Genomic DNA, 23,619 nt, shown 5'->3' with positions numbered 1-23,619 from the left:
CCGTACGGCGTGCTCGTCCCGGGCGGCGGCCGGGACGCGCAGGTCGCCGCGAGGCGGGCCGAGGTGTCGGTGCTTGCGGCGCGGGCGCTGTTGCGGCGGTGCAGCCACCACATGCCGGCCGCCGCGAGCCGCTGGTCAGCGGGGTTCGTCTCGGGTGGTCCAGCCGCGTTTGGTGATGAGGTGGGCCAGGGCATGCGCGATGCCGTTCTGGGGCGGGTGGCGAGTCAATTAGTTGGCGATCGCAGCGGCCGCGCAGGCGGCGAGCTCCTCTCGTAGCCGACGCTGCTGCGCCTGGGACAGCGGTGAGAACAGCTGCTGTTCGACGGCGCGCACGGCGACACTGGCCTCGCGCAGCGTCGACTGTCCGGCTCGGGTGAGTTCGGTTGGCAGCGCCCGTCCATGAGCGGCGTGAGCAGGCCTGGTGAGCAGGCCCCGCTCTTGTAGCCGACGAAGTACGAGGTTCATCGACTGGCGGGTGACGAAGGCGCGGCGGGCGAGTTCGGAGTTGGACAGGCCCGGATGCTGTCCGAGCAGTTCGAGGCATGCGTATTGGGCGACGGTGAGACCCAGTGGACGCAGCACCTCGTCCATCGCGGTGTGCAGTGAGGCTTGCACCTGCTTGAGGACGTAGCCCACCGACTGGTCAAGGTCGCCCACGATCTCTTCTTGCTCCACGTCAGCATTCTGACATATCCTCCTATGTCAGCAGGCTGACATAGGAGGAAGCTCATGAGTGGACAGGTCACGTACTTCGAGCTGCCGAGCACCGACATCGAGGCAACCCAGCGGTTCTGGGGCTCGCTGTTCGGTTGGACGTTCTACGAGGGCAACTTCCCGGGCTACTCGATGATCCAGGGGCCCGAGCCCATGGGCGGATCGCCGCACGACGATTCGTCACGACACCCGCGTATCTTCTTCGCCGTCGACGACATCACCGCCGCCGTCGCTCGGGTACGCGAACTCGGTGGCACGGCAGAAGATCCGGTCAGCATCCCCTCTGGTGCCTACGCCCACTGCACAGATGATCAGGGCGTGCAGTTCAGCCTGTCCCAACAGGCCGGGGACCAGGATTGAATCACACCGGGATCGGCGAGCCGAAGCCAAAGGGATCCGCTCCCCTCGTGAGACCGTTGCTGCCGCTGGCGCTGGCGACCTTCGCGGTCGGCACCGACGCGTTCGTGATGGCCGGTCTCCTGCCGGCCATCGCCGCCGACCTTGAGGTCAGCGTCCCGGCAGCCGGCCAGCTGGTGACCGTGTTCGCACTGACGCTCGCTGTGGCTGCGCCGATTCTGAGTTGGCTGCTGAGCCCACTGGATCGTCGCAAGGTTTTGCAGCTGGCGCTGATCGTGTTCGTCGTCGGCAACGTCGCCACCGCGCTCAGCCCGAGCTACCCGATCGCGCTGTTAGCCCGGATTCTCACGGCAGCCGGGGCGGCCACCATCACCGCCACCGCGTCGAGTGCAGCTGTCACTATCACGCCCCCCGAACGCCGGGGGCGTGCCATGGCGTTGGTCATCGGTGGGTTGACGCTGTCCACCGCGCTCGGCATGCCGCTGGGCAACTTGATCGGCGGCATCGACTGGCGCCTCACGCTCTGGGCGGTCGCCGCCCTTGGCGTCGTTGCCGTGGTAGGCATCTCGGTAGCGTTGCCCAAGGTCGTGCTGCCGGCGACAAGCCTTGTGGCCCGCCTGGCTCCGCTGCGCCAGCCCAAGGTGCTGTCCATTTTGGTCGTGACGCTGCTGGTGATGGCCGGACATTACGCCGTCTACACCTACATCGGAGCAGTGACGGCCAGCGCCACGACCGGATCGTTTTCCCAGGCCCTCACCATGATTCTGTTCGTCTGGGGTGTCGGAGTCCTGGTTGGCAACCTCTTCGCCGGCCATCTCGTGGACAAGCGTGCGGTACTCGGGGTCGCAGTCGGAGCACTCGCCGGCGGTACCGTACTGCTCGCGATCAGCCCACTCATGGTCAGCAACCTGGCCATTGCGAGCGTCTGGGCCGCCATCTGGGGCATCACCGACGGAATGGCCTCGGTGGTGCAGCAACACCGGCTGGTGACCCTCGCACCCGCCTCGGCACCCATGCTTCTTGGTCTCAACTCCTCCGCGATCTACTTCGGTGTAGCGGTCGGTGGTGGACTCGGAGGTCTGGCCCAGGAGTGGCTGTCGGTCACCTTACTCGGCGTTCCCGCCGCAGTCCTGGCACTGCTCGCCACCACCATCACCGTCGCGGAGGGGAGAGTAGACCCGGCGAAGGCCTCGCCAAAGGCAGCCGAGAACCGCCACTGAGGCAGGTGGTGAACCAGCGGGTCGGCTCTGTGTGATGAGTTTTGACGCGGTACAGGTGCCGCCCTCGGCGTCGACGTCGAAGTCGTCCGCCGCGACCCCGCCACCAGGCGATTCGCCACCCCGGCGCGGCGTTGGGTGGCCGAGCGGACCCTCGGCTGGCTGATGCTTCACCGCCGCCTGGTCACGACTATGAAGCCTTGCCGACACGCTCCGAAGCAATGATCCACGTTGCCATGATCGACCTGATAACCCGCCGTCTCACCGGCGAATCCACCCCAGCCCGGCGAGGCGCCTCACGACCAGACAGAACGCGCGGAATCAAACGCCCACTCAGGGGAAATGCCGCCATTCTTTCCTGTTTCTGCCTTCCGATATGTGGTGATCTGCTACGGTCGCACGCTCCAATAGAAGATCGACTGGAGAGTGGAGCATCGTGCGAAAAAGAGCCTCCTGGTTGGCCGCCCTCCTGGCAATGGCGACGGTTTTACCTGTCTCGACGGCCAGTGCGGACACCGAGGTCATCACGACGCAAACCATCACCTGGACGCCTTGTGAGGAGGAGCCCTCCGCCGAGTGCGGCAAGCTGAGCGTGCCCATCGACTGGTCGAAGCCGAACGGGGCGAAGGTCGACATCGCCGTCGCGCGGCGAAAGGCCACGGATCCGGCCGCGCGAATCGGCTCGTTGGTGATCAACCCCGGCGGTCCGGGCGGGTCCGGGGTGGAGGCTGTGTACGGCGCCCCAGGGTCTTACACCGAGGAACTGCAGCGGCGGTTCGACATCGTCGGGTTCGACCCTCGGGGCGTGGGGCGCAGCAACCCGGTGATCTGCTCGGCGTCGGTGTACAACCGGATGCCGCACACCGTCATGAGAAGCCAGGCCGACTTCGACGCCTGGAACACGTTCACCAAGGAGCTGCACGCCGACTGCCGCGCTCGTACCGGCCCGCTGTACGACCACGTCGACTCCGTCGACGTCGCCCGTGACCTGGACGCGCTGCGCGCCGCCCTGGGTGAGGAGAAGCTCACCTACTACGGCATCTCGTACGGCACGCTGATCGGCCAGATGTACGCCGAGCTGTTCCCCGACCGCGTCCGGGCCCTCGGGCTCGACAGCAACATGGACCACAGCCTCGGTGTCGCGGGCTTCCTGGCCACCGAGGCGATCGCCATCGAGGACGCCTTCGACCAGTTCGTCGGCTGGTGCGAGCAGGACACCAGTTGCGTCCTGCATGGACGTGACATCCGTGCGATCTGGAAGGACCTGCGGGAGAAGGCGCGGCGCGGTGAGCTGAAGTACCCGAGCACGGGCCAGACGATGACCGAGTTGCAGGTCATCTACAACGCCGCACTGGGCACCGAGGGGCCGGCCTGGCGGCTGCTGAGCGAGGTGATCAACTGGTTGAACGGTGGGCCGCCGCCGGAGTGGGTGCCCCCGCTGTCCGGCCGGCAGCCCGTGGAGGGTGACGTCGCGTATCTGCCGACCGCGGTGCTCTGCCAGGACTACAACCTCCAGGTGCGGAGCTACTCGGAGTACGCCGCACTCATGCGCGTCTCCAACCAGCTCGCGCCCGACACGCGGTACCACCCGTATCCGATCGACGATCTGCCGATCTGCATGAACTACCCGACCACCAACACGCCGCACGCGCTGCGCTACACAGGCGACGCCCCGCTGCTGCTCGGCAATTCCCTGCACGACCCGGCCACCCCGTGGATATGGTCCGCCAACGCGGCCCGCCAGCTCGGGTCCAAGGCGGTGCTGCTCACGTACGAGGGCTGGGGGCACCGTATCTACGGCAAGGACAAGTGCCAGACGGACATCTTCGACGAGTACTTGATCTCGCTGAAGGTGCCGCCGCACGGCACGCGCTGCGCCGTGGGCACGGCTGAGGAGAGCGTGCTCAGGCAGCAGACACCGTCCCAGACGTGGCCGACCGGCCCGAACCACTGGTCGGCGGGCCCGGTCGCGGGCTGGCCCCTCTCCTGACTCCAGAGGCGGACCTGCGCCCGGGCGGCTCATCCGGGTGAGATTCGTGCGGCTATCGAGTGGGTGTCGTTGAACCACGGCGAGTCCGGTGGTTCAACGACACCCTGGACGAGGGTGTCGGTCACTACAACGGCCACCGACCTCACCAGGCGCGAGGGCAACGACCACGCGATCAAGACGAACAGGATGGTGCCGAAGGAAGGCCGGATCGAACGCCGCGAAATGCTCGGCGGCGCGATCAACGGGTACCGCCGAGCCGCATAAGCCGGGCGTAGAAACCCAGCTCAGACCGTACATGCGAGTTTTGAAGCAGTACAGCCGGGCGGCCACGGCGTAGGGCACGTGATGGGTGTGAAGGCGCGGATCGTGCGCTTGCGGTTGTCAGACGGCATGATCGTGTTTCCTCGGCGAGGTGCCCACGTCACCCCACCGCAGGATCCCGGACAGGGCGGAGTGCGTCGCACGCGGAGCTCCGCACCTTGTCCTCGTCGCCACCAGGCGACGTGGCCGCCCGGGGCTTGGACGCAGACCAGCGTGAACGGCCGCCGGCGACAGCATAGAGGCGGCCACCGACAAAGCGGCTGCCTTCATGCCCTGGGGGGAAAGGCCGGGCGCCCTCGCGAATGGATCAGTGGACGGGGTTGTCCTTGTCCGACCGAATCGGCCGAGGTGGAACTCGATGCCGAGCCTCCTGTTGTGGTCGAGCCCGCGGACTTCGCCCCTGCCCTTGACGCCGACCCGGTCGCCTGCGCTGTCTATGACCGCCTGGCCTGCAGCCACAAGCGCGAGCACGTGCTCGCCTGCACGACCCCTGGTCGAAGCTGCCAGCCAGACGGCAGGGCACGGCCGCGTATCTGCTCTTCGAAGGGGGCGGCTATGTTGGCCATATGGCGTCTGACTTCGAGGCGCAGTTGCGAGCGGTTTCGTTGCGCGTGACCCGGCCGCGGTTGCCGGTGCTCGCCGCGCTGCGCGACCACGCGCGCGTCGACACCGACACGGTGATCGCCTTGGTACGTGCCGAGCTCTCCAGGGTCTCCCACCCGGCGGTGTACGACGTGCTGCGTGCGCTGACCAACGCCGGTTTGGTGAGGCGCATCGAGCCCGCCGGTACGACCGCCCGCTACGAGTCACGGGTGGGGGACAACCACCACCATCTCGTGTGCCTCTCCTGCGGTGCGATCGCGGACGTCGACTGCGCCGTCGGCCACGCCCCTGTCTCACCGCCTCGTATGACCAGGGCTTCGTGGTCGACGAGGCGGAGGTCGGCTATGGGGGCACCTACCCGACTGTGCGACTAGACGCATTGCCCAGTGATCCGGCAGTTCGGAGGAAGCAGATGAGCGACACCCAGAACAACGCCCCCTCCAGCGCGCAGGGCGTGGACCAGAAGGCGGCGGCCGGCTTCCCGGTCGCGCATGACTCCGTGACCGCGCATGGCAGCGAGAGCGAGAACCCGGCAATCGACTCGCCGACTCCGAAGACCGGCGGTCGTCCGCGCACGAACCGGGACTGGTGGCCGAACCAGCTCGACCTCTCGGTGTTGCGCGCGCACTCGTCCAAGGGCACCCCACTGGCAGAGGGCTTCAGCTACGCCAAGGAGTTCGAGAAGCTCGACGTCGAGGCCCTCAAGCAGGACATCATCGAGGTGCTCACCACCTCGCAGGACTGGTGGCCGGCCGACTTCGGCCACTACGGCGGGCTCATGATCCGGATGAGCTGGCACGCCGCGGGCACCTACCGCATCCACGACGGTCGCGGCGGGGCCGGCGATGGCGCTCAGCGTTTCGCTCCGCTCAACAGCTGGCCCGACAATGCCAACCTCGACAAGGCCCGCCGGCTGCTGTGGCCGGTCAAGCAGAAGTACGGCCAGAAGATCTCGTGGGCCGACCTGCTCGTGCTCGCCGGCAACGTCGCCCTGGAGTCGATGGGTTTCAAGACCTTCGGCTTCGGCTTCGGCCGCGAGGACGTCTGGGAGCCAGAGGAGATCTTCTGGGGTCCGGAGGACGCCTGGCTCGGTGACGAGCGCTACGCCACCGACACCGAGATGGTGCCGAACTTCGGCGCGACCGAGATGGGTCTCATCTATGTCAACCCGGAGGGTCCCCGCGGCAACCCGGACCCGGCTGCGGCGGCGCATTTCATCCGCGAGACCTTCCGGCGGATGGCGATGAACGACGAGGAGACTGTCGCTCTCATCGCCGGCGGCCACACGTTCGGCAAGACCCACGGCGCCGGCATCGCCGACGGCCACGTGGGGCCGGAGCCCGAGGGCGCGCCGCTGGAGGCGCAGGGCCTGGGCTGGCTGAGCACCTACGGCACCGGCAAGGGCGGTGACACGATCACCAGCGGTCTCGAGGTGACGTGGAGCGACCGGCCGACGCAGTGGAGCAACCGCTTCTTCGAGATCCTCTTCGGCCACGAGTGGGAGCTCACCACGAGCCCCGGCGGCGCGAAGCAGTGGGTCGCGAAGGACGCCGAGGCGATCATACCGGACGCCCACGACCCGTCGAAGAGGCACAAGCCGACGATGCTCACGACCGACCTGGCTCTGCGCGTCGACCCGACTTACCAGAAGATCTCCCTCCGCTTCCTGGAGAACCCCGACGAGTTCGCGTTGGCCTTCGCCAAGGCCTGGTACAAGCTGCTGCACCGCGACATGGGTCCGGTCAGCCGCTTCCTCGGACCGTGGATCGCCGAGCCGCAGCTGTGGCAGGACCCGGTGCCGGCCGTCGACCACGAACTCGTGGGTGACGCCGACGTCGCTTCCCTCAAGGCGAAGGTCCTGGAGTCCGGCCTCGCGACCGCTCAACTGGTCTCCACCGCCTGGGCCTCCGCCGCGAGCTTCCGATCCACCGACAAGCGCGGCGGCGCCAACGGCGCCCGGCTCCGTCTGGAGCCGCAGCGCAGCTGGGAGGTCAACCAGCCCGAGCAACTCGCGACGGTCCTGGACGTTCTCGAGAGCATCCAGCGCGAGTTCAACGAGGCCGGCGGCGCGAAGATCTCGCTCGCCGACCTGATCGTGCTGGCCGGCTCGGCCGCCGTCGAGAAGGCGGCATCCGAGGCCGGCGTGGCAGTGACGGTGCCGTTCCGCCCGGGCCGCACCGACGCCACTCAGGAGCAGACCGACGTCGAGACCTTCCGGGTCCTCGAGCCGCAGGCGGACGGGTTCCGCAACTACCTGCGTTCCGGCGAGAAGATCCAACCGGAGGTGCTGCTCGTCGATCGTGCCTACATGCTCAACCTGACCCCGCCCGAGATGACCGTCCTTGTCGGCGGCCTGCGTTCCCTCGGAGCCAACTTCGGCGGTACCCAGCACGGCGTCCTCACCGACCGGCCCGGCGTGCTCACCAACGACTTCTTCACCAACCTGCTCTCCCCGGGCTCCCGGTGGAAGGCATCGGACTCCGAGGAGGATGTGTACGAGATCCGCGACGTGGCCACCGATGAGGTGAAGTGGACCGCCACCGCGGTCGACCTCATCTTCGGCTCCAACTCCCAGCTACGAGCCCTCGCGGAGGTCTACGCCAGCCAGGACGCCCGCGACAAGTTCGTGACCGACTTCGTTGCAGCCTGGACCAAGGTCATGGAACTCGACCGGTTCGACCTCGCCTGATCCGTCTCCACCCGACGAGCCCGGTCGAGCCACCGTGATCGACCGGGCTCATCGGGCGGCCGAGGCCCTCCACTCAAACCGAGGCATTCCGCCCCTTATGGGAGGATCGGGGTGAAGGCGAGCGCGGATCCGCTCGCCGATCACAGTGGCGGGACCGCGCCGGATTCACACCGGCTTCCTCGATCCGCCCTCGCCTTGACCCGGCCATGATGGCGCGAAGCGCTTCAATCCCCTAAGACGTCGTCTCATTTGGTGAGTCGGCGGTAGCAGGTGAGGGCTGCGGCGATGGCGACGAAGGATGCGAAGTGGTCGGCCCGGCGCTCGTAGCGGCGGTGCAGGCGGCGACAGCCGGCCAGCCAGGAGACGGTCCGCTCGACGACCCAGCGGTGCCGGCCCAGTCGCTGACTGGTCTCGATCCCTCGGCGGGCGATACGCGGGATGATGCCGCGCGCAGGAAGGCCGGTAGATGGGGGTAGTCGTAGCCCTTGTCACCGTGGAGCTTGCCCGGCCGGCGACGCCTCTCTGGAGCGGATTGGCGGAATGCTGCGCACCAGCGGCTCCAACGCCAGGCTGTCATAGGCGTTCGCTGCGCTGATCGCGACAGAGGTCGGCAGGCCGGTCCGTTCGGTGATCAAGTGGATCTTCGAGCCTTTCTTGCCACGATCGACAGGATTCGGGCCCGTCAGGCTCCCCCCTTTGGCCGCCCGAACGCTGACCGAGTCGATCACACACCGCGACCAGTCCGGCTCGCCGCGGGAACCGAGCTCATCCAGGATGACCCGATACAGTTTGGCCCACACCCGGGCTCTGCTCCGGTCAGCGAAGCGGCGATGCACCGTCTGCCAGGAAGCGCCGAAGCCCGGTGGCAGCTGCCGCCACGTGCAGCCCGTGGTGGCCACGAACACGATGGCCGCCAGGATCGGGCGATCATCAGCCCGCCGCCGGCCACCACCCTGCGGCCGCTTCGCAGGCAGCGGCATCACGCGCTGAAACAGCTCCCATGACTCGTCAGGAACCAGCTGATCTAGGAACGCTTCCATGATCGATCCAACGAGCGATCACCAGTCAAGACACGATCTTACTCGCCCCCGTCTCCGCCGCCACCAAATCCCCCGTCTCCGTTCCTCCCGCCGCCGTCATATCCAGCGCCTCCGTCGCGGTCGGCACTCCCGCCTTGGCGGGCACCGCCGTCCGAAGAGTCACGAAACACGAACGCGATGAGTAGGCAGGTCAGGAAGGTGCCGAGCGAGAGGGCCCAGAGTCCGTCCGCGTCACGGCTGACCGTCAAGAAGAGGACGAAAGCTCCCATGAGCGTCAGGATGACTTTCGTACTCGGGCGCACGACGACCTCCTTGTTTCCGGGCGACCTCACTCTTCTCTTTGAAAGTAATGAAGTCAATACGCCCCATTCCGCGGCAAGGGGCGGGGCCTCTCTGGAGACCCCGTGAAAATCATCTTTTCGTACGGGCTCGGCCTGGACTCGACGGCGATCCTGCTGCGGTGGCTCACCGAGCCCGGCCCGCGCTGGTTCGACCTGCGGGACCTCGTGGTCGTGACGGCGCAGGCCGGAACGAGTGGGTGGAAACCGCCTACCTCGTCGAACAGCACATCTACCCGCTGCTCGCCAAGCACGGCATCCGCACCGTGCAGGTAGCCAGGGCTGGCCCGCGGCAGAAGGACGGCATCGTCGTCCTCGACGACACCACCAGCCCGATCCTGTGCCTGACGTCGGCCCCGGGCGCCTACCGGCTGTCGGACGAGCTGCTGTCGGTGGCGACCGTCCCGCAGTTGGGCGGCAAGCGGAAGTGCACAGTTGACTGCACCAACCTCGAAGACTCGGGCGCGGAGAGTGGCCATTCGGGCAGCTTGGGTGCATGGGGAATGTGCGACAGGAGTTACTAGAGGAACCCCATCAAAGAGCGACCGCGAACGCGTCATCCCGATGTCGGCCGAGCTCTTCCACGTCCTCGCCATGGTCATCCGACGCCACACCGCGCACGGCCCGATCCCGCTGCTACCGCGCTATGACGCCGCCGAGAGAGTCTGGACTGCGCCCCTGCCCTACCTGTTCCAGCGGCAGATCGGATCGGTTCGCCGTGTCACCAGCACAAATACCGTCCTGCATACCCTGCGCCGACGATGCGAACAGATCGCCCAGACCGTCCCCGCCTTCCGCGGCCTGTCCTTCACACCGCACGACTTCCGACGGCTGTTCGCACCGACCTGGTCAACAACGGGCTCCCGATCCATATCGGCGCCGCTCTACTTGGACACCTCAACCTAGAGACCACACGAGGCTACGTCGCGGTCTTCGACGAGGACGTCGTCCGTCACTACCAGGACTTTCTCGCCCGTCGGCGCACTCTGCGCCCCAGCGAGGAATACCGACCGGCCACCTCGGACGAGATGATCGAGTTCGAGGAGCACTTCGACAAGCGCAAGGTCGAGCTCGGCTCCTGCGGCCGCCCCTACGGCACCGACTGCCAGCACGAGCACGCCTGCATCCGCTGCCCGATGCTGCACGTCAACCCCAAGATGCTGCCCCGCGTTGAGGAGCTCGAAGCCGATCTCCGGCTGCGCCGGGACCGCGCTGTCGTCGAGGGCTGGCTGGGTGAGCTCGAAGGCATCGACCTCACCTTGCGCTACCTACACGACAAGCGCCAGCAGGCCCAACGACTCCTGAAGATCACCCGCGAAGTGGACCTCGGCATGCCGCAGATCAGGCGATCATGAGCTTGTCGAGGCTGGGAAGATCCCTAGAATTCCGGACATGGACGACGAGCTGTTGGTCATCAACGAGTCATGGCCGGCCACGACCATCGACGGCGAACCAGGGCTCGTCTCCGGGTTGCTCGTGGTCAGCAGGGCTGCCAACGGCGAGTTCCAGCTCAATCTCTCCGTCGGCCCTCACGGCGGAGCTCCCGAGGAGTGCGAATACGTCGAATTCCCTCTCTCGGCGGCTCACGCCCAGGCCTCGCGCGACGCCCTCTCCAACGAGTGAGCGATCTCCTGTGACAATCGATCGTTACGAGGCGCCGTTAGCCGGCTTCGAGAACGAAGAACAGGAAGCTCAGGAACCTCGTGCCGGTGATCTCGCGGAGCTCCTCGGGGAAGAGTTCGCGGGCTTCCGGCACAAACGGCGGTTCGCTGATGACGCTGATGCGAAAGCCGGCCGTGGTGAAGGCCTCGGTCATCGCGTGCAGCGGGCGGTCCCAGAAGCTCATCTGGGCGGTCTGCCCGCCCATGGTCCATTCTTGGGTCCGGTTACGGGTCTCGAAGTACGTGGGCTTTTCCCCGGCCATGTGTTGCAGGAGGGCGCCCACGAATGGATGGTGGACCGAGATGAGGAGTCGGCCGCCAGGCCTGAGCACGCGTCGCAGCTCGGCCAGTGTCGGTCCCCAGTCTTCCAGGTAGTGCAGCACCAGGGACGCGATGACGTCGTCAAACGCGTCGTCGGGGAAGGGTAGTGGGCTGGCCAGGTCGACGACCCGCAGATCTGCGTCGGCACCCAGCCGCAGTCGGGCCATCTCCAGCATCCCGGCGCTCGCGTCGACGCCGGTCACGAGAGCGCCTCGATCGCGCAACGCGGAGAACAGCGGACCCGAGCCGCAGCCGGCGTCGAGGATGAGCCTTCCGGTCACATCCCCGGCGAGCTCCAGCATCGCGGGCCGCGCGTAGTACGCGTGGATGAGGCTGGTCTCGTTCTCTGCCGTGTACCCCTCGGCGATCCGGTCGTAGTCGTTGAATCGGGACGAAGATGCGGCCTCAATGTGCTCCTCAGGCATAGCAGACATGCGGGTCATTGTGGCCCATCAGGCACGGGCGACGCAGGCGTACGGCCTGGTTGCGCGCGGAGCTCGCCAACTCAGGCGCACAACCGCCAACCGAAGCGTTAAGTCACATCTCCGCCCCTCAGACTGAGCGCGATCACCGGGCGTCGTCAACATCCCGTTGCTGCGGGCATCTGTTCGCGGGAGTTGGTGCAGAGAAGCTCACTGAAGTTCAAGGGTTGGGTGCTGGACCAGTTCATAGACCAGCTCACCACGGGGACAGGGCTACGACTACCCCCATCTGCGAGCCTTCCTGCCCGGCCGCGGCATCGTTCCACGTATCGCCCGTCGAGGGATCGAATCCAGCAGCCGCTTGGGTCGACACCGCTGGGTCGTCGAGCGGACCGTCTCCTGGCTGGCCGCCTGCATCGCCGCTACGAGCGCCGGGCCGGCCGCTTCGCATCCTTCGTCGCCATCGCCGCAGCCCCCATCTGCTACCGCCGACTCACCAAATGAGACGACGTCTAGGAAGATCTCCTCGACTGCTGGACGCTGGATGAGCAGGAGTTGGCGTTGCTGGCCAACAAGTCGGGAGCGACCAGGTTGGGCTTCGGCTTGATGCTGAAGTACTTCGAGCTGGAGGCCCGGTTCCCTCGGCGAGAGGACGTCCCGCGAGCGGGTGCTGCGCCAGCAGTGAGGGCAACGGCGGCGGATACGGCCTCGCCGCGCGCGATGCGCCGGGTGTGGGCACTCGCATGTGTTGTTGCCGGTCATCGGGCTGCTGCGGCGCGCTGACGGGGTCGAGGTGATCGGGGTCGTTCCGCATCCAGTCATGAGCATGTCACCTACATCAACAGCTTGAGTGACCGCGGACACCGCTGCCGGGCACGTCCCTCGGGACGTACCTGGCGGCCGGCAGGTGCCGCCTATCCGTCAGGTCGACGCCGTGCCGAAGGCGGCGGTGTGGTCGGCGACCCATTGTGCGTAGGTGAAGGGCGGTCGGCCGGTCACTTGTTCGACCGTCGGCAGGACCTCCGCGGTCTTGCCGACTCTTGCGGTGAGCGCGTCGACGTAATCGTCGATCCCCTGGGCGGGCATGCCGAGGCGGGCCATCTCGTCCCGGAACCAGGCCTCGGACTGCTCCTCCCACCGCAACGGCCGTCCGATGGTCTCCGCGATGATACGCAGGCGGTCGATCGGGGTCAGCGACTGCGGTCCGGTCACCGAGTACCCCTGGCCGGCGCGCCCGTCGAGGAGACTGCGGACGGCGACCGCGGCGATGTCGCGCGGGTCGACCGGGGCCGTCGCGGCGTCGCCGTACCGCCCGCGGACGACATCGCCGTCGATGATCTGGGATGCCCAGACCAGATCGTTGGTCGTGAGCCCGTCAGGCCGCACGAAGGTCCACGGCAACCCGGACGCTTGGACGGATCGTTCGAGCCGCAGGTGCACCTCGCCGACCCAGCTGGGCACAGACCACGTGACCGATATCGATGACAGCATCACGACGTGGCGCAGTCCGGCTCGCTTGGCCACGCCGAGGAATCCGTCGACACCCTGAAAGACGGGGAACAGGAAGGCACGCTCGACGCCGGACAGGGCCGCCGTCAGGCTCTGGGGCTGGGTCAGGTCACCGGTCGCGACCTCAACCTGCTCCGGGAACGCACGGCCGCTGGGGTTGCGGGTCATGACGCGGACCTTCTCACCCGCATCCAGGAGCTGGCGGACGACGTGGGAACCGACGTTTCCGGTGGCACCGGTTACCAGGATCATGGGGGAGATCTCCCTTAGTTTCGTTTTCTGTGTGCACCAACCACGTCACCGACGACGAACCTCACACCCGGGGACGGCCTGCGAGGGCATCAGCCGATGAAGGACTCGGGGCCGAAGAAGCGGCCCCACGCCACGAAAGCGGCCAGGGCGAGATAGACCACGTCGCCCACGACCGTTGCTCTCTCGCCACGACGGAGGCGCGTGATGATCGCGCCAACAAACAGCAGCACCACACCTGTAGCGGCCAACGGAACGAGAACCGGCGCGATGCCGAGTACGGCGGGCAGGATCAGTCCCACCGCGGCCAGGAACTCGAGGCCTCCGATGGTCTTGAGAGCACCGGGGCTGAAGTCTTCGACCCATCGGGTTGCGGCGCCGAAGCCGGCTATCTTCTCCTTGGGCACGAACAGCTTGGCGCTGCTGACCAGCAAGGCGGCGGCCAGTAATCCGGCGACGATCCATAGTGCGATGTTCATGAGTTGTGTCCTTGGCCCAATGTCGGGGGTGACGAACAAACCCGGGTCGTCCCGGGTCCGCCCGCGATTCTGAGGGGGAATGTCCGCGTCAGCCGAACTGACCGGGCTGGTACTCGCCGCCGGGCGTCCGCGTGATCACGTTCAGCCGGTTGAAGGCGTTGATCCCGCAGATCAGGGCCACCAGGGCCATCAGCTGATCCTCGTCGAAGTGCTTCGCCGCGTTCGCCCACGCCTCATCGGTGACGCCGCTGGAGTCGGCGAGGCGGGTGCCCTGCTCGGTGAGTTCCAGCGCCGCCCGCTCCGCCTCGGTATAGACGGTCGTCTCCCGCCATGCCCCGACCAAGTTGATCCGCACCATGCTCTCGCCGGCGGCCGCGGCGTCCTTGGTGTGCATGTCGAGGCAGCCGCCGCAGCCGTTGATCTGGCTGGCGCGGATCTTCACCAGCTCCTGCACCGCCTTCGGCAGTGCCGAGTCGGTGATGACCTTGTTCGACGAGATGATGTACTTGGCCCACTTCGACCCGACCTCGTTGACCATGGGGTTGATCCGGGTTTCCATCTCGATCTCCTTCGTCTTCGGATGCTTGCACCACTACGACGAAGCACCTCGCCAAGACGTAACAACCCCATGCGACGGACGTGCGCTACTCGGGTCGCGCGGGCAGACCCATGGTGTCGAGGCGCTTGCGGTCGCTCACGGTCAGGAGCTCGACGATCCGGCCGTCGACCACAGTGCACGCCACCACGCCGAGCACCTTGCCGTTCGCACCCCAGGCCACGAATCCGGGCTCGCCGTTGACCAGGACCGCCAGCGCCGAGGTCATCGACTTGATGCCGCGCAGGATCGGACCGGCCACCTCGGCCGCCCCGACCGTGGTCAGCACGCCCTGCGGGTGGTACGTGCGCCAGGTCACCTTCGGATCGAGCAGCCGTACGAGCCCTTCGAAGTCCCCGTTGCGCGCCGCGGCAAGAAATGCGTCGACCACGGCGCGCTGCCGCCGCGGCTCCTCCTGCGGCAGCGACGTGCCCTGCACCTTCCGGCGGGCCCGGCTGGCGAGCATCTTGCTCGCGTCGGCGGACCGGCCGATGATCTCGCCGATCTCGGCGAAGGGCACCGCGAACATGTCATGCAGTACGAACGCCAACCGCTCGGTGGGCGTGAGGGTGTCGAGCATCACCAGCAGTGCCAGCCCGACCGACTCGGCGAGCATCGCGTCGTCCTCGGGCGCCGCTCCGCCGTCCACGGCCACCACCAGCTCGGGCAGCCGGTCTTCGTACGACAGCTCAGCCCGTGTCTTACGCGAGCGAAGCACGTCGATGCAGACCCGACCGACCACAGTGGTCAGCCAGCCGGCCAGGTTGTCGATCGCGGCCTCGTCCTGTCGCGCCAGCCGGATCCACGCCTCCTGCACCGCGTCCTCGGCGTCCGCCCGCGACCCGAGCATCCGGTAGGCGACCGCCACCAGGCGCTCGCGTTGCTGTTCGAAGGCTCGCGCCAGTGCTTCGTGCGTACCTGATCCGGTCATGTTGTTACCTTCCTTGCGCGAACTCCGTCATGGCAATGACGGGCCCGAAGGCGCCGAGGTAACCGTTCGGCGTGCATCGGGCACAACAGAGGCAGGCCAGAACACTGGAAGTCAGGACTGGGAACGTCTATCCGCGCCCGTGCTGCCCGCGAGAAGCCCCCGGATTCCTGCGCGGGCTGAGCTGTCCAGAGGTTGGGAAGGCCTGGCCGCAAGTGGCTGCGCAGAAGGCTGGAGCCTGAGGCGCCTGAGGCGCCTGGCCGGGCATCTCGGCCGGAGCGTGCCCTGGGTCCGTGCCCGGCTGGATGAAGCTGCCGCTATGCCCGGACGTCCGTGAGCTCTCCGGCGGGGAAGGGCGAACGAGCCCCCAAGGCCATCGCGATCGCTGGCCACTGCTCCAGCGTGCGCCCGACCACGGGATCCGTGGTCTGCAGAAAGGCGAGGTGCTGGATGGCGTGGGCGACCACGTTCGCCTCTTCGATCTGATCCGGGCTTGGCGCGGCCGGGGCTGATCCCCGCGCGATGATCAAGTCGTCGAGAGTGATCCGAGTAGCCTCAGGCTCGGGGTCGGGGCACACCGCATAGGTGAGGACCACCTGGCCCAGGTTCGGCAGATAGCGCCAGCTCGTCGAGTGGACGACACGGGAAGGGTCGTCGGCCCGGATCCCGCTGATCCGCCGGACCCCGTCATCAGGAGCCTCTCCCGTGAAGGGCGCGACAGCGGCCCGCCGGTACGACCATGAACCCTCGTGGTCGGCCAGCAGCATCAGCACCTCCACCGAGACCGGTGCGGCATCGTTCACGTCACTTCCCGTTCAGTTCGATTACTGCAATCAGTATGCAGGAGCGAGTATTGAGCAGATGGGGACTTGCGGCCGAGGCTTACCCGTGCGTCGCCGGACAAGCAGCTCACGAGGAGGGCCGCGATGCCCGGGGCGCTGGTGCTGATGAGCTCGGGCGAGACCAGCTCGACCATGGTCGAGGTCCATCGTGCGGCGATCGGCCGACTGGCTAGGCCACGCACTGGGCGAATACGAGCATTTCTACAACGAGCATCGCGCTCATCAAGCCCTCGACCAGGCGGCTCCACGACGCGCTGTCCCCATTCCGATCGCCGAACCGGCGCGCATCATCGACCTGAACATCCGCTGACGCGACCGGCTCGGCGGAATCCTCCACGAATACTCACACGCCGCTTGAACTGCACGGATGTAATTTTCGGCAGGCGCAATGTCGGTGAAATCGTCGAGGTTGGCGATCCGGGCGAAGATCGTGCTGCGTGTGCGGTGCTGGGAGCTGCTAATACGCAGGTGTCTCGGGAACTGGGGATAGCCGTTGGCGATCTACTGCTCAGCCGGGTCAGATCGACCGCTCAGGCAGTGGGCAGGGGAAACTTGATATGAGTGAGGCATTCGGAAACCTCCCAGAGCTTTTGCGCGGTGTCATCGTTGAGTGCTTCGCCGGACAATTCTTCGAGGGCGGCGGGGCCGCGTACCCCGAACCGGCTGGGGCCGGAGAAGCTGGCGCCGGGGACGTCGCCGACGGTGGCCAGCAGGGTCGGTCGGGCCCCGCCTTCGGGGCTTTGGGCCAGGAGCCGCGTTCCCAGTGCGAGGGTGTGGTCAAGGATCCGCTGGCCGGTGGTCATGGTGAATCCGGTGGCTGCCCAGCCGGGATGCGCCGCCGTGGCCAGGATTGGTGAGCCGGCCCTGTTCAGGCGGCGCTGCAGTTCTCGGGTGAACAGCAGGTTGGCCAGCTTGGTCTGTCCGTAGGCGCCGAACGGCCGGTAGGGCCGTCGCTGCCACTGCAGGTCCTCGAAGTCGATGTGCGCGCTGCGGTAATTGGTGGAGGACACGGTGATCACCCGCCTGGTGATCTGGCTCAGGAGCAGATTCGTCAATGCGAAGTGCCCGAGATGGTTGATGCCGAGCTGGCTCTCGAAGCCGTCGGTGGTGTGCTGCAGGGTGTCGGTCATGGAACCGGCGTTGTTGATCAGATAGTCGATGGGGCCGTCCGCCGTGCGGGCGAACTCACGCACGGAGGCCAGCGACCCGAGGTCGAGTGGGCGTGACTCGGTGAGGCCGCCTATCTCTGCGGCGGCCGCGCGGCCGCGGGTCTGGTCGCGCACGGCGAGGATGACCCGTGCGCCCTTCGCGGCCAGTGCGGCGGCGGTGGCCTTGCCGATGCCGCTGCTGCCGCCGGTGATGATGACGGTCCGGCCGGTCTGATCGGGGATGTGCATGGTCATGAGGTGATGGCGGTCTTTCGGTGATCGTGTTGCGCGGTGTTCAAGATCGATGGCTTCCGGATGTGCCGCTTTACAGGCTGTTCCAGAAGTCCGACAGCATGCGTGCGGTCCGGGCCGGGTCCTGAAGCATCCACCAGTGACCGAGCGCGTCGAGGTCGACGGCACGGGCGCCGGCGCGCTGGGCGGCGCGGTGGCGGAGGGCAACGCTGCCGGCCGTGAGGTCGTCGGTGGCCACGGGAACCAGACCGGGCCGGGCTGCGGCCGCCGGCAGGTTGCGCCCGCGTTCGGCCAGCATGTTCTCGGGTACGGAGCGGTACAGCGACAGAATGGCTCTGCCCATCTCGGGGCCCTGTCCGAGCGCCACCTGGCCGGCCGCTGGCTCCGGGATGCCCCACGCGATCATGCGCGCCGTCCGTTCCGCGGCGTCTCCCGAGAAGGTTTCCTCGATGTGGCGTTCCCCACCCCCCGGCGTCTGCCAGGTCTTTGCGATCTCATGCCACGTGAAGTCCGGTTCGTACCCGCCAATGGTGTCGCTGATCCAGCTGCGCACCAGGTCGGGGCGGGCCATCGCGACTTCCAGCACGTAACCGCCGCCGAAGTCGTGACCGACCAGGTCCACCGGGGTCCTGAGCTGCGACAGTTCGTCAATGAGCCAATCCCGGTAGTCCAGGAAGGTGGCACCGAAGTCTGCAGGAAGTGCGGCGCCGAAGCCCGGAGGTGAGAGCCGGACCACGTCCTGCTGCTGGGACTTGGGCAGTTCGCTGATCAGAGGGGTCCAGACCGCAGAGGTCACCGGGACGCCGTGGACAAAGACAATGGTCATACCAGGTATGACACCACCAGACCGGCGGAGGCGTCCAAGACCTGCATGGCACCCCGTGATGCAAGAAGTGCATAACGGGGGACTAGTCTGGGGGCATGCTTCCCGATCTGGACCTTCGGCTGGTCCGGTACTTCACGGTCGTCGCCGAGCAGCTGAACTTCGCCCGGGCGGCCGAGGAACTGCGTGTTGCCCAGCCTTCCCTGAGTCGTCAGATCCAGCGCCTGGAGAACACTCTCGGCGTGCGTCTGCTGGAGCGCACCACCCAGGGCAGCCGCCTTACCGCTGCAGGCGCGGCTTTCCTGCCCAAGGCACAGCAACTGCTGCACGGCGCCCAGCAGGCGATCCTGACCGCCTTGGCCGCGGCGCCGTCGCGCACGATCACCATCGGGTACGTCGACGATCTCGTCATCACACCCGCCGTGCGCAACCTGCGCCATCGATGTCCCGACGCCCACGTCCGTACTCGTCACCTCGGCTCGCAGGACGCCTCCACGCTGCTGGAGCGGCAGGTCGATGTCCTGGTCACCCGCATGCCGCTGCCGATCCCAGCCGAGGATCTGGAGGTGACGGTCCTGTACTCCGAGGCCCGGGTCCTGCTCGTGCCCGCGTCGCACCGCCTCGCCGGAAAAGAGGCGGTCACGGCCGGCGACATTGCCGCAGAACCACTCGTGGGCTGCACCGGCATGGGCCTCGAATGGACCACCTTCTGGCGGCTCGAACCCCGATCGGACAGCGAACCCGCCCCGGTGGGTCCTACCTTGGCCGAGACCTACGAGGACAAACTCGAGGCCATCGCCGACGGCACCGCCATCGCCATCGTCCCGGCTGGCGACCGGCGCTACACCCTGCGCCCCGACCTGGTCACCGTTGCGCTCGACGGGATCGAGCCTTGCCAGATCGTCGTAGTCACCCGGACCGCAGACACGAACCCACTCGTCACAGAGTTCGTGCGATCTGCGAAGGATTTCCTAGTCGGGCACATCACCAGCGTTACGGCCCCTCCTGCGTAGTGTTGTCCCGCTGATGGGAAAGTTCCCGGGCGCGGTGCCACGACGGAAAGGACCGCCGCCTTACGGTACCCGCCCAGGCCCAGCATGCTGCCCAGTCAGCTGGCCACTGCGGTGGTAGCGGGCGAGCGCTCCGGGACCGGCCACGACATTGAAGAGCAAGTTGGTAGGAGTGACGGCGGGGCAGTGCGGTCTTTCCGCCTTTGCCCTGGGCGATGCGAATGCGGCAGGCGTCCAGGTCGACGTTGTCGATGCGGATCTTTACCAGTTCGGCGACGTGGACGCCGGTGTAGAGCAGCGTCTTGATGAGCACGATGTCGCCGGTACGGCGCGCGGCCCCCACGGTGGTGTAGCAGTTGCGGATCTCGGCCTCGGCGCCGCCGGCAGCCGTGGCCCGGGGCGCGGAGCAGTTGGGCGTGGCGCCGGCGGAGCTGCGGCTGAACGGCAAGCGCGATCAGACCCGCTCGGACGCTCAGGGCCGCCCACCGGCGCGGCGGCCTGCTGCCCGCGCGCGGTGGCGAGGAGCCGCTTCCCGCGCGATGGCGCAAGGCCGTGAGTGCCCCAGGCACGGGCAGAGGGCCGTTAGACTACGCCGATGATCGCGAGCGCTCCCCTGGCCGTCCGCTCATGGCCGGTCTGGTGGAGAGCCCAGCAGGCCTCGGTCAAGGACGGCGCGCTCGCGGCGACGCTCACTGCGCTGGCATTCGTACCGACGCTGTCCGTCATCGGAGCGCAGCTCGGCGACCTGCCGAGGCGCCCGGTCGACGCCTTGGCGGTGGTGCTGACCGTGGCGCAGTCGGCGCCGCTGGCGCTCCGCAGCCGTCACCCGGCGGCCTGCCTCGCCGTCATCGGCGCCGCCTTCGCCGTTCATCAGGCGCTCTGCTATCCGCAGACGTTCGCCAGCATCGGCTTCTACCTGGCCCTGTTTACGGCCGGAGCCCAACAGTCCCGGCACCGTCGCACGCTCGCGGCGGCGGTGAGCGCCGGCTGCGCCGCGCTGGCGGTCGTCCTGAGCCAGCTGGGATCTCCCAACCGGATCTCCGACTTCCTCGCCTTCTACCTGGTTCTGGTGGTGATCTGGATGGCCGGTGCCGGGGTGCGCCGACGGCGGGCCGAGGAGGCCGAACGGCGGCGGCTCGGCGCGCTGGCGGCCGGCGCCGCCGAACGCGCCCGCATCGCCCGTGAGCTGCACGACGTGGTCACCCATCACGTGACCGCCATAGTGGTGCAGGCCGACGCGGCACAGTTCCTGGTCGGCACCGCACCGGAACGCGCAGGGCAAGGGCTGGCCGCCATCAGCGACACCGGCCGGCAAGCGCTGACGGAACTCCGGTATCTGCTCGGTGTGCTGGAGGCAACTGGCGACGCCGCGCTCACGAACCGTACTCCGGCCCTCGGCAGTGTTGCCGACCTGGTCGAACAGGCCCGCATGTCCGGCCAGCCCGTCGAACTGACCGAGCACGGCGAGCGCCTGCCCCGGCCCATCGACGTCGAGCTTGCCGCGTACCGGGTGGTTCAGGAGGCCCTCACGAACGCCGTCAAGCACGCGACGGGCCGGCCCACCAGGGTCACGGTCCACCACCGCGCCGGCCACATCGACATCGAGGTGACCACCGACGGGTCCGCTCTCGCAGAAGGCCCCGCCGTGCCGTCCGGGGGACGAGGACTGGACGGGCTGCGCCAGCGCGTACACATGCTGAACGGTGAGCTGACCGCCGCCGCGCGGCCCGAGGGCGGGTTCAGCGTCCGGGCCCTCATCCCGTTCAGGAGCACCGCATGACCAGTACGCCGATCCGGGTGCTCATCTGCGAGGACCACGAGCTGGTACGCACCGGCTACACCACGGTCTTCTCCGCCCAGCCCGACATGGAGGTCGTCGGCGAGGCCGCGGACGGCCGCGCGGCGCTCGAGGCAGCCCGGCGGCTGCTGCCGGACGTCGTCGTGATGGACATCCGGATGCCCATCTTGGACGGCATCGCGGCCACCAGGCGACTTGCCGGGCCCGGCGTCGCCGATCCGGTGAAGGTGCTGGTGGTGACCACGTTCAACGTCGACAAGTACGCCTACGAAGCGCTCAGGGCAGGCGCCAGCGGGTTCCTGCTCAAGGACGCGCGGCCGAAAGAACTGGTGGACGGCGTACGTACCATCGCGCGCGGTGATTCCCTGCTCGCACCCGCCGTCACCCGTGCCCTCATCGGCCGTTTCGCCGAGCGTTTGCGCCCCACCGACTCCTCCCGGACGGCCTTGCAGGAGGTCATGCGGGCACTGACTCAGCGGGAGCTGGAAGTACTCGAACAGCTCGCTGAGGGCCTGTCCAACGCGGAGATCGCCGGACGATTGTCCATCAGCGCCGAGACCGTCAAGACGTATGTGTCGCGGATCCTGGCCAAACTCGACCTGCGGGACCGTGTACAGGCGGTCGTTCTCGCCTATCGGGTGGGATTGGTCTCCGCCGATCAGGGTTGACGCGGCGCCGGCTCCCGCGGCCGGCGTCGTTCCGGTCAGGCGGAGAGCTTGGCGCGGCGCGGGCGGGGCCGGATCTGGCCGGTGCGGGCGGCCCGCCGCAGCAGGAGGATCGTGGGCACCATGCAGACCAGCAGCGCGAAAAGACTGGCCTCGGGGCCGAAGGCGCCGCCGGTCAGCGCGGACGGACCGGACAGCGTGACGTTCAGCAGGCCCTCGGGCGGTACGGCCGATCCGGAGACCGTGACACCGAAGATCCCGGCTTGGGTGAAGTTCCAGGCGAAGTGCAGGCCGATGGGCAGCCACAGCGAGCGGGTGGCGACGTAGGCGGCGGCCAGCATGACTCCGCCCGTCAAGGCGATCGCGAACGCGCCCCACAGGGTGGCGTTGGCGTTGACCAGGTGTATCGCACCGAACAGCAGCATGGATACGACCAGGGCGATCACCGTGCCGATACGTTCCTCCATGATGCGGAACACCACCCCGCGGAACAGCAGTTCTTCGGCGACGGCGACGCTCGCCATCAGGCCCGCGGTGCCGAGGAAGCCGCCGAGGGAACCCCAGGACACCTCCTGCCAGCCGCCGAACACCGCGATCAGCACCATCAACCCGGCGAACAGGCCGAACCCGAGCACCGTCCCGCGCCGCAGCTGGGACCATCGGCCCGTCTTCCCGAGTTCGGGGATGTCCGGGCGGAGCTCGACGGTCCGGCACAACCAGTGGTAACAGGCCACAGCGGTGATAGCCAGGCCGACCCCCACCGGCAGGGCGAGGACAGGGACGGGCGAGACGAGTTGGTTGATCCCGCCCGTCAGCAACATCACACCGAACAACGCGACCAGCAGGACGGGGAACCGGAACCTGCGCAACCGGCCGCGGCCCGTGGCAGGGCCGGCTTGCGGGAGGGTGCTTTCCGGGTGCTCCGCGGACGCCACGATCGCGATCCTTTCGATCAAGTTCCATCACGTTTCCGCGGTGTCTTCCGCGGCTTAAAAGGCTAGGGATCGGAGCCGGGCGTGCCATCCCCCTGGAACGGACATCGCGGTAGCTCTCACGGGGGATCACGAGGTTGAGGAACGAGCGGACAGCCGTCGGCGCTGGGAATGATCTCGCGCGAAGTGTGACGTCCGGCTTCGGCGTGTGATCGCTCTACCTGGGGAGTTCTGGGCCGTGGATGATGCGATGGATGGTGGAGCGTCCGACGCTGTAGTCGGTGGCTAGGTCGGCGAGGGAGACCTCACTTCGGCGTAGCGGCGGCGGATGGGGCGCCGGGCGGGTTCGGGCACTTCGGGTTGCTTGCCCTTGAGCTTGCCGTTCTTCTTCGCCAGGGCCATGCCCTCGCGGGTGCGCAGGTGCCCGAGGTTGGCCTCGAACTCGGCGACCATGGCCAGGGTCTGCAGGAACAGCCGCCCGAACGGGTCGTTCCAGTCGTAGACGGACGCGCCCAGGCCGAACAGGACACCGCGGCCGGACAGTCCGGTGAGGGTCTCGTTAGCCTCAGCCATGTTGCGGGCGAAGCGGTCGAACGTGGTCACGGTGAAGACGCTGCCGTCCCACACGGCGGCGAGGGCCTGGTCGAGGCCGGCGCGGTTGCGGCGGGTGGTGCCGAAGTCGCGGTCGATGTAGACCAGGTCTTCGGGCACGCCGA

26 protein-coding genes, 2 pseudogenes and 1 riboswitch are annotated in these 23,619 nt (G+C 67.6%); of the genes and pseudogenes, 15 read left to right on the top strand and 13 right to left on the bottom strand.

Annotated features, from left to right (window positions below; translation table 11 throughout):
* Nucleotides 1–228 precede the first annotated feature (228 nt).
* On the bottom strand, nucleotides 229–675 hold the full coding sequence (locus tag FHR33_RS15920) for a MarR family winged helix-turn-helix transcriptional regulator (RefSeq protein ID WP_312895561.1): 447 nt from the start codon (nucleotides 673–675) through the stop codon (nucleotides 229–231).
* Between the two features lie 54 nt (nucleotides 676–729).
* Between FHR33_RS15920 and FHR33_RS15915 the strand changes: the two genes are divergently transcribed.
* Both FHR33_RS15915 and FHR33_RS15910 read left to right on the top strand, forming a co-directional pair.
* Nucleotides 730–1,074: a VOC family protein gene (locus FHR33_RS15915; RefSeq protein ID WP_183647899.1), complete on the top strand. Its 345-nt coding sequence runs from the start codon at nucleotides 730–732 to the stop codon at nucleotides 1,072–1,074.
* A 47-nt stretch (nucleotides 1,075–1,121) separates the two neighbouring features.
* Nucleotides 1,122–2,291 carry an MFS transporter gene (locus FHR33_RS15910; protein ID WP_221241120.1) on the top strand — a complete coding sequence of 390 codons (1,170 nt, stop codon included), beginning with the start codon at nucleotides 1,122–1,124 and terminating at the stop codon, nucleotides 2,289–2,291.
* A 330-nt stretch (nucleotides 2,292–2,621) separates the two neighbouring features.
* On the opposite strand, the gene FHR33_RS49105 is transcribed toward FHR33_RS15910, so the two are convergent.
* Nucleotides 2,622–2,984 carry a hypothetical protein gene (locus tag FHR33_RS49105; protein ID WP_221241119.1) on the bottom strand — a complete coding sequence of 121 codons (363 nt, stop codon included), beginning with the start codon at nucleotides 2,982–2,984 and terminating at the stop codon, nucleotides 2,622–2,624.
* A gap of 34 nt (nucleotides 2,985–3,018) precedes the next feature.
* On the opposite strand from FHR33_RS49105, the gene FHR33_RS15905 reads away from it, so the two are divergent.
* The 4 genes from FHR33_RS15905 (at nucleotide 3,019) to katG (ending at nucleotide 7,891) form a co-directional block, all read left to right on the top strand.
* On the top strand, nucleotides 3,019–4,278 hold the full coding sequence (locus FHR33_RS15905) for an alpha/beta fold hydrolase (RefSeq protein ID WP_312895560.1): 1,260 nt from the start codon (nucleotides 3,019–3,021) through the stop codon (nucleotides 4,276–4,278).
* Between the two features lie 114 nt (nucleotides 4,279–4,392).
* On the top strand, nucleotides 4,393–4,542 hold the full coding sequence (locus FHR33_RS15900; protein WP_183647894.1) for a hypothetical protein: 150 nt from the start codon (nucleotides 4,393–4,395) through the stop codon (nucleotides 4,540–4,542).
* Between the two features lie 623 nt (nucleotides 4,543–5,165).
* Nucleotides 5,166–5,576, top strand: a complete 411-nt coding sequence (locus tag FHR33_RS15895; protein ID WP_312895559.1) for a Fur family transcriptional regulator — start codon at nucleotides 5,166–5,168, stop codon at nucleotides 5,574–5,576.
* A gap of 38 nt (nucleotides 5,577–5,614) precedes the next feature.
* A complete protein-coding gene (gene katG / locus FHR33_RS15890) occupies nucleotides 5,615–7,891 on the top strand; it encodes a catalase/peroxidase HPI (protein ID WP_183660111.1) in 2,277 nt (758 codons plus the stop codon).
* 42 nt (nucleotides 7,892–7,933) lie between these two features.
* Nucleotides 7,934–8,066, bottom strand: a riboswitch (cobalamin riboswitch).
* A gap of 70 nt (nucleotides 8,067–8,136) precedes the next feature.
* Here katG and FHR33_RS15885 read toward each other — a convergent pair.
* Nucleotides 8,137–8,931 (bottom strand): annotated as a pseudogene (locus FHR33_RS15885) (IS5 family transposase).
* A 538-nt stretch (nucleotides 8,932–9,469) separates the two neighbouring features.
* Between FHR33_RS15885 and FHR33_RS15880 the strand changes: the two are divergent.
* From FHR33_RS15880 to FHR33_RS15865, 4 genes are all read left to right on the top strand, one after another.
* A complete protein-coding gene (locus FHR33_RS15880; RefSeq protein ID WP_183647892.1) occupies nucleotides 9,470–9,793 on the top strand; it encodes a hypothetical protein in 324 nt (107 codons plus the stop codon).
* Between the two features lie 40 nt (nucleotides 9,794–9,833).
* Complete coding sequence (locus FHR33_RS15875; protein ID WP_183647890.1) at nucleotides 9,834–10,175, top strand: site-specific integrase; 342 nt, start codon at nucleotides 9,834–9,836, stop codon at nucleotides 10,173–10,175.
* A 122-nt stretch (nucleotides 10,176–10,297) separates the two neighbouring features.
* Nucleotides 10,298–10,624, top strand: a complete 327-nt coding sequence (locus FHR33_RS15870; RefSeq protein WP_183647888.1) for a hypothetical protein — start codon at nucleotides 10,298–10,300, stop codon at nucleotides 10,622–10,624.
* Between the two features lie 37 nt (nucleotides 10,625–10,661).
* Nucleotides 10,662–10,892, top strand: a complete 231-nt coding sequence (locus FHR33_RS15865; protein ID WP_183647886.1) for a hypothetical protein — start codon at nucleotides 10,662–10,664, stop codon at nucleotides 10,890–10,892.
* A 37-nt stretch (nucleotides 10,893–10,929) separates the two neighbouring features.
* Here the strand turns inward: FHR33_RS15865 and FHR33_RS15860 are convergent, their stop codons facing one another.
* Nucleotides 10,930–11,676, bottom strand: a complete 747-nt coding sequence (locus tag FHR33_RS15860) for a class I SAM-dependent methyltransferase (RefSeq protein ID WP_246451899.1) — start codon at nucleotides 11,674–11,676, stop codon at nucleotides 10,930–10,932.
* Nucleotides 11,677–11,941: 265 nt separating this feature from the next.
* Here FHR33_RS15860 and FHR33_RS15855 point away from each other — a divergent pair.
* Nucleotides 11,942–12,177 (top strand): annotated as a pseudogene (locus tag FHR33_RS15855) (IS5/IS1182 family transposase); the annotation flags it as partial.
* 417 nt (nucleotides 12,178–12,594) lie between these two features.
* Here the strand turns inward: FHR33_RS15855 and FHR33_RS15850 are convergent.
* The 5 genes from FHR33_RS15850 to FHR33_RS15830 form a co-directional block, all read right to left on the bottom strand.
* Entirely contained in the window at nucleotides 12,595–13,434 is an 840-nt protein-coding gene (locus FHR33_RS15850; protein ID WP_183647882.1) for an NAD(P)H-binding protein, read from the bottom strand.
* A gap of 89 nt (nucleotides 13,435–13,523) precedes the next feature.
* On the bottom strand, nucleotides 13,524–13,910 hold the full coding sequence (locus FHR33_RS15845) for a DoxX family protein (protein ID WP_183647879.1): 387 nt from the start codon (nucleotides 13,908–13,910) through the stop codon (nucleotides 13,524–13,526).
* 88 nt (nucleotides 13,911–13,998) lie between these two features.
* Nucleotides 13,999–14,469: a carboxymuconolactone decarboxylase family protein gene (locus FHR33_RS15840; RefSeq protein ID WP_183647876.1), complete on the bottom strand. Its 471-nt coding sequence runs from the start codon at nucleotides 14,467–14,469 to the stop codon at nucleotides 13,999–14,001.
* Between the two features lie 85 nt (nucleotides 14,470–14,554).
* A complete protein-coding gene (locus tag FHR33_RS15835) occupies nucleotides 14,555–15,436 on the bottom strand; it encodes a sigma-70 family RNA polymerase sigma factor (RefSeq protein WP_183647873.1) in 882 nt (293 codons plus the stop codon).
* A gap of 314 nt (nucleotides 15,437–15,750) precedes the next feature.
* Nucleotides 15,751–16,200, bottom strand: a complete 450-nt coding sequence (locus FHR33_RS15830) for a hypothetical protein (protein WP_183647869.1) — start codon at nucleotides 16,198–16,200, stop codon at nucleotides 15,751–15,753.
* A 223-nt stretch (nucleotides 16,201–16,423) separates the two neighbouring features.
* On the opposite strand from FHR33_RS15830, the gene FHR33_RS15825 reads away from it, so the two are divergent.
* Complete coding sequence (locus tag FHR33_RS15825) at nucleotides 16,424–16,585, top strand: hypothetical protein (RefSeq protein WP_183647867.1); 162 nt, start codon at nucleotides 16,424–16,426, stop codon at nucleotides 16,583–16,585.
* Nucleotides 16,586–16,805: 220 nt separating this feature from the next.
* Here FHR33_RS15825 and FHR33_RS15820 read toward each other — a convergent pair whose 3' ends face one another.
* Complete coding sequence (locus tag FHR33_RS15820) at nucleotides 16,806–17,678, bottom strand: oxidoreductase (protein WP_183647864.1); 873 nt, start codon at nucleotides 17,676–17,678, stop codon at nucleotides 16,806–16,808.
* 70 nt (nucleotides 17,679–17,748) lie between these two features.
* A complete protein-coding gene (locus tag FHR33_RS15815) occupies nucleotides 17,749–18,501 on the bottom strand; it encodes an alpha/beta fold hydrolase (RefSeq protein ID WP_183647861.1) in 753 nt (250 codons plus the stop codon).
* 95 nt (nucleotides 18,502–18,596) lie between these two features.
* Here FHR33_RS15815 and FHR33_RS15810 point away from each other — a divergent pair, with 95 nt between their 5' ends.
* The 3 genes from FHR33_RS15810 (at nucleotide 18,597) to FHR33_RS15800 (ending at nucleotide 21,974) form a co-directional block, all read left to right on the top strand.
* Nucleotides 18,597–19,511, top strand: coding sequence for a LysR family transcriptional regulator (locus FHR33_RS15810; RefSeq protein WP_183647857.1), 915 nt, complete (start codon nucleotides 18,597–18,599; stop codon nucleotides 19,509–19,511).
* Between the two features lie 592 nt (nucleotides 19,512–20,103).
* Nucleotides 20,104–21,288: a sensor histidine kinase gene (locus tag FHR33_RS15805; protein ID WP_183647855.1), complete on the top strand. Its 1,185-nt coding sequence runs from the start codon at nucleotides 20,104–20,106 to the stop codon at nucleotides 21,286–21,288.
* Nucleotides 21,285–21,974 carry a response regulator gene (locus FHR33_RS15800; RefSeq protein ID WP_183647851.1) on the top strand — a complete coding sequence of 230 codons (690 nt, stop codon included), beginning with the start codon at nucleotides 21,285–21,287 and terminating at the stop codon, nucleotides 21,972–21,974. The genes FHR33_RS15805 and FHR33_RS15800 overlap by 4 nt, the downstream gene beginning before the upstream one ends.
* A 35-nt stretch (nucleotides 21,975–22,009) precedes the next feature.
* Here the strand turns inward: FHR33_RS15800 and FHR33_RS15795 are convergent, their stop codons facing one another.
* Together FHR33_RS15795 and FHR33_RS15790 are read right to left on the bottom strand one after the other, a co-directional pair.
* A complete protein-coding gene (locus FHR33_RS15795) occupies nucleotides 22,010–22,906 on the bottom strand; it encodes a CPBP family intramembrane glutamic endopeptidase (protein WP_312895558.1) in 897 nt (298 codons plus the stop codon).
* Between the two features lie 282 nt (nucleotides 22,907–23,188).
* On the bottom strand, nucleotides 23,189–23,614 hold the full coding sequence (locus FHR33_RS15790; RefSeq protein WP_221241117.1) for a recombinase family protein: 426 nt from the start codon (nucleotides 23,612–23,614) through the stop codon (nucleotides 23,189–23,191).
* Nucleotides 23,615–23,619 lie beyond the last annotated feature (5 nt).

It is taken from the genome of Nonomuraea dietziae (assembly GCF_014195505.1).
GTDB classification, from domain to species: Bacteria; Actinomycetota; Actinomycetes; order Streptosporangiales; family Streptosporangiaceae; genus Nonomuraea; species Nonomuraea roseola.
Note: the sequence above shows the minus strand (reverse complement) of the source record. Positions and strands in the feature narration are given on the sequence as shown.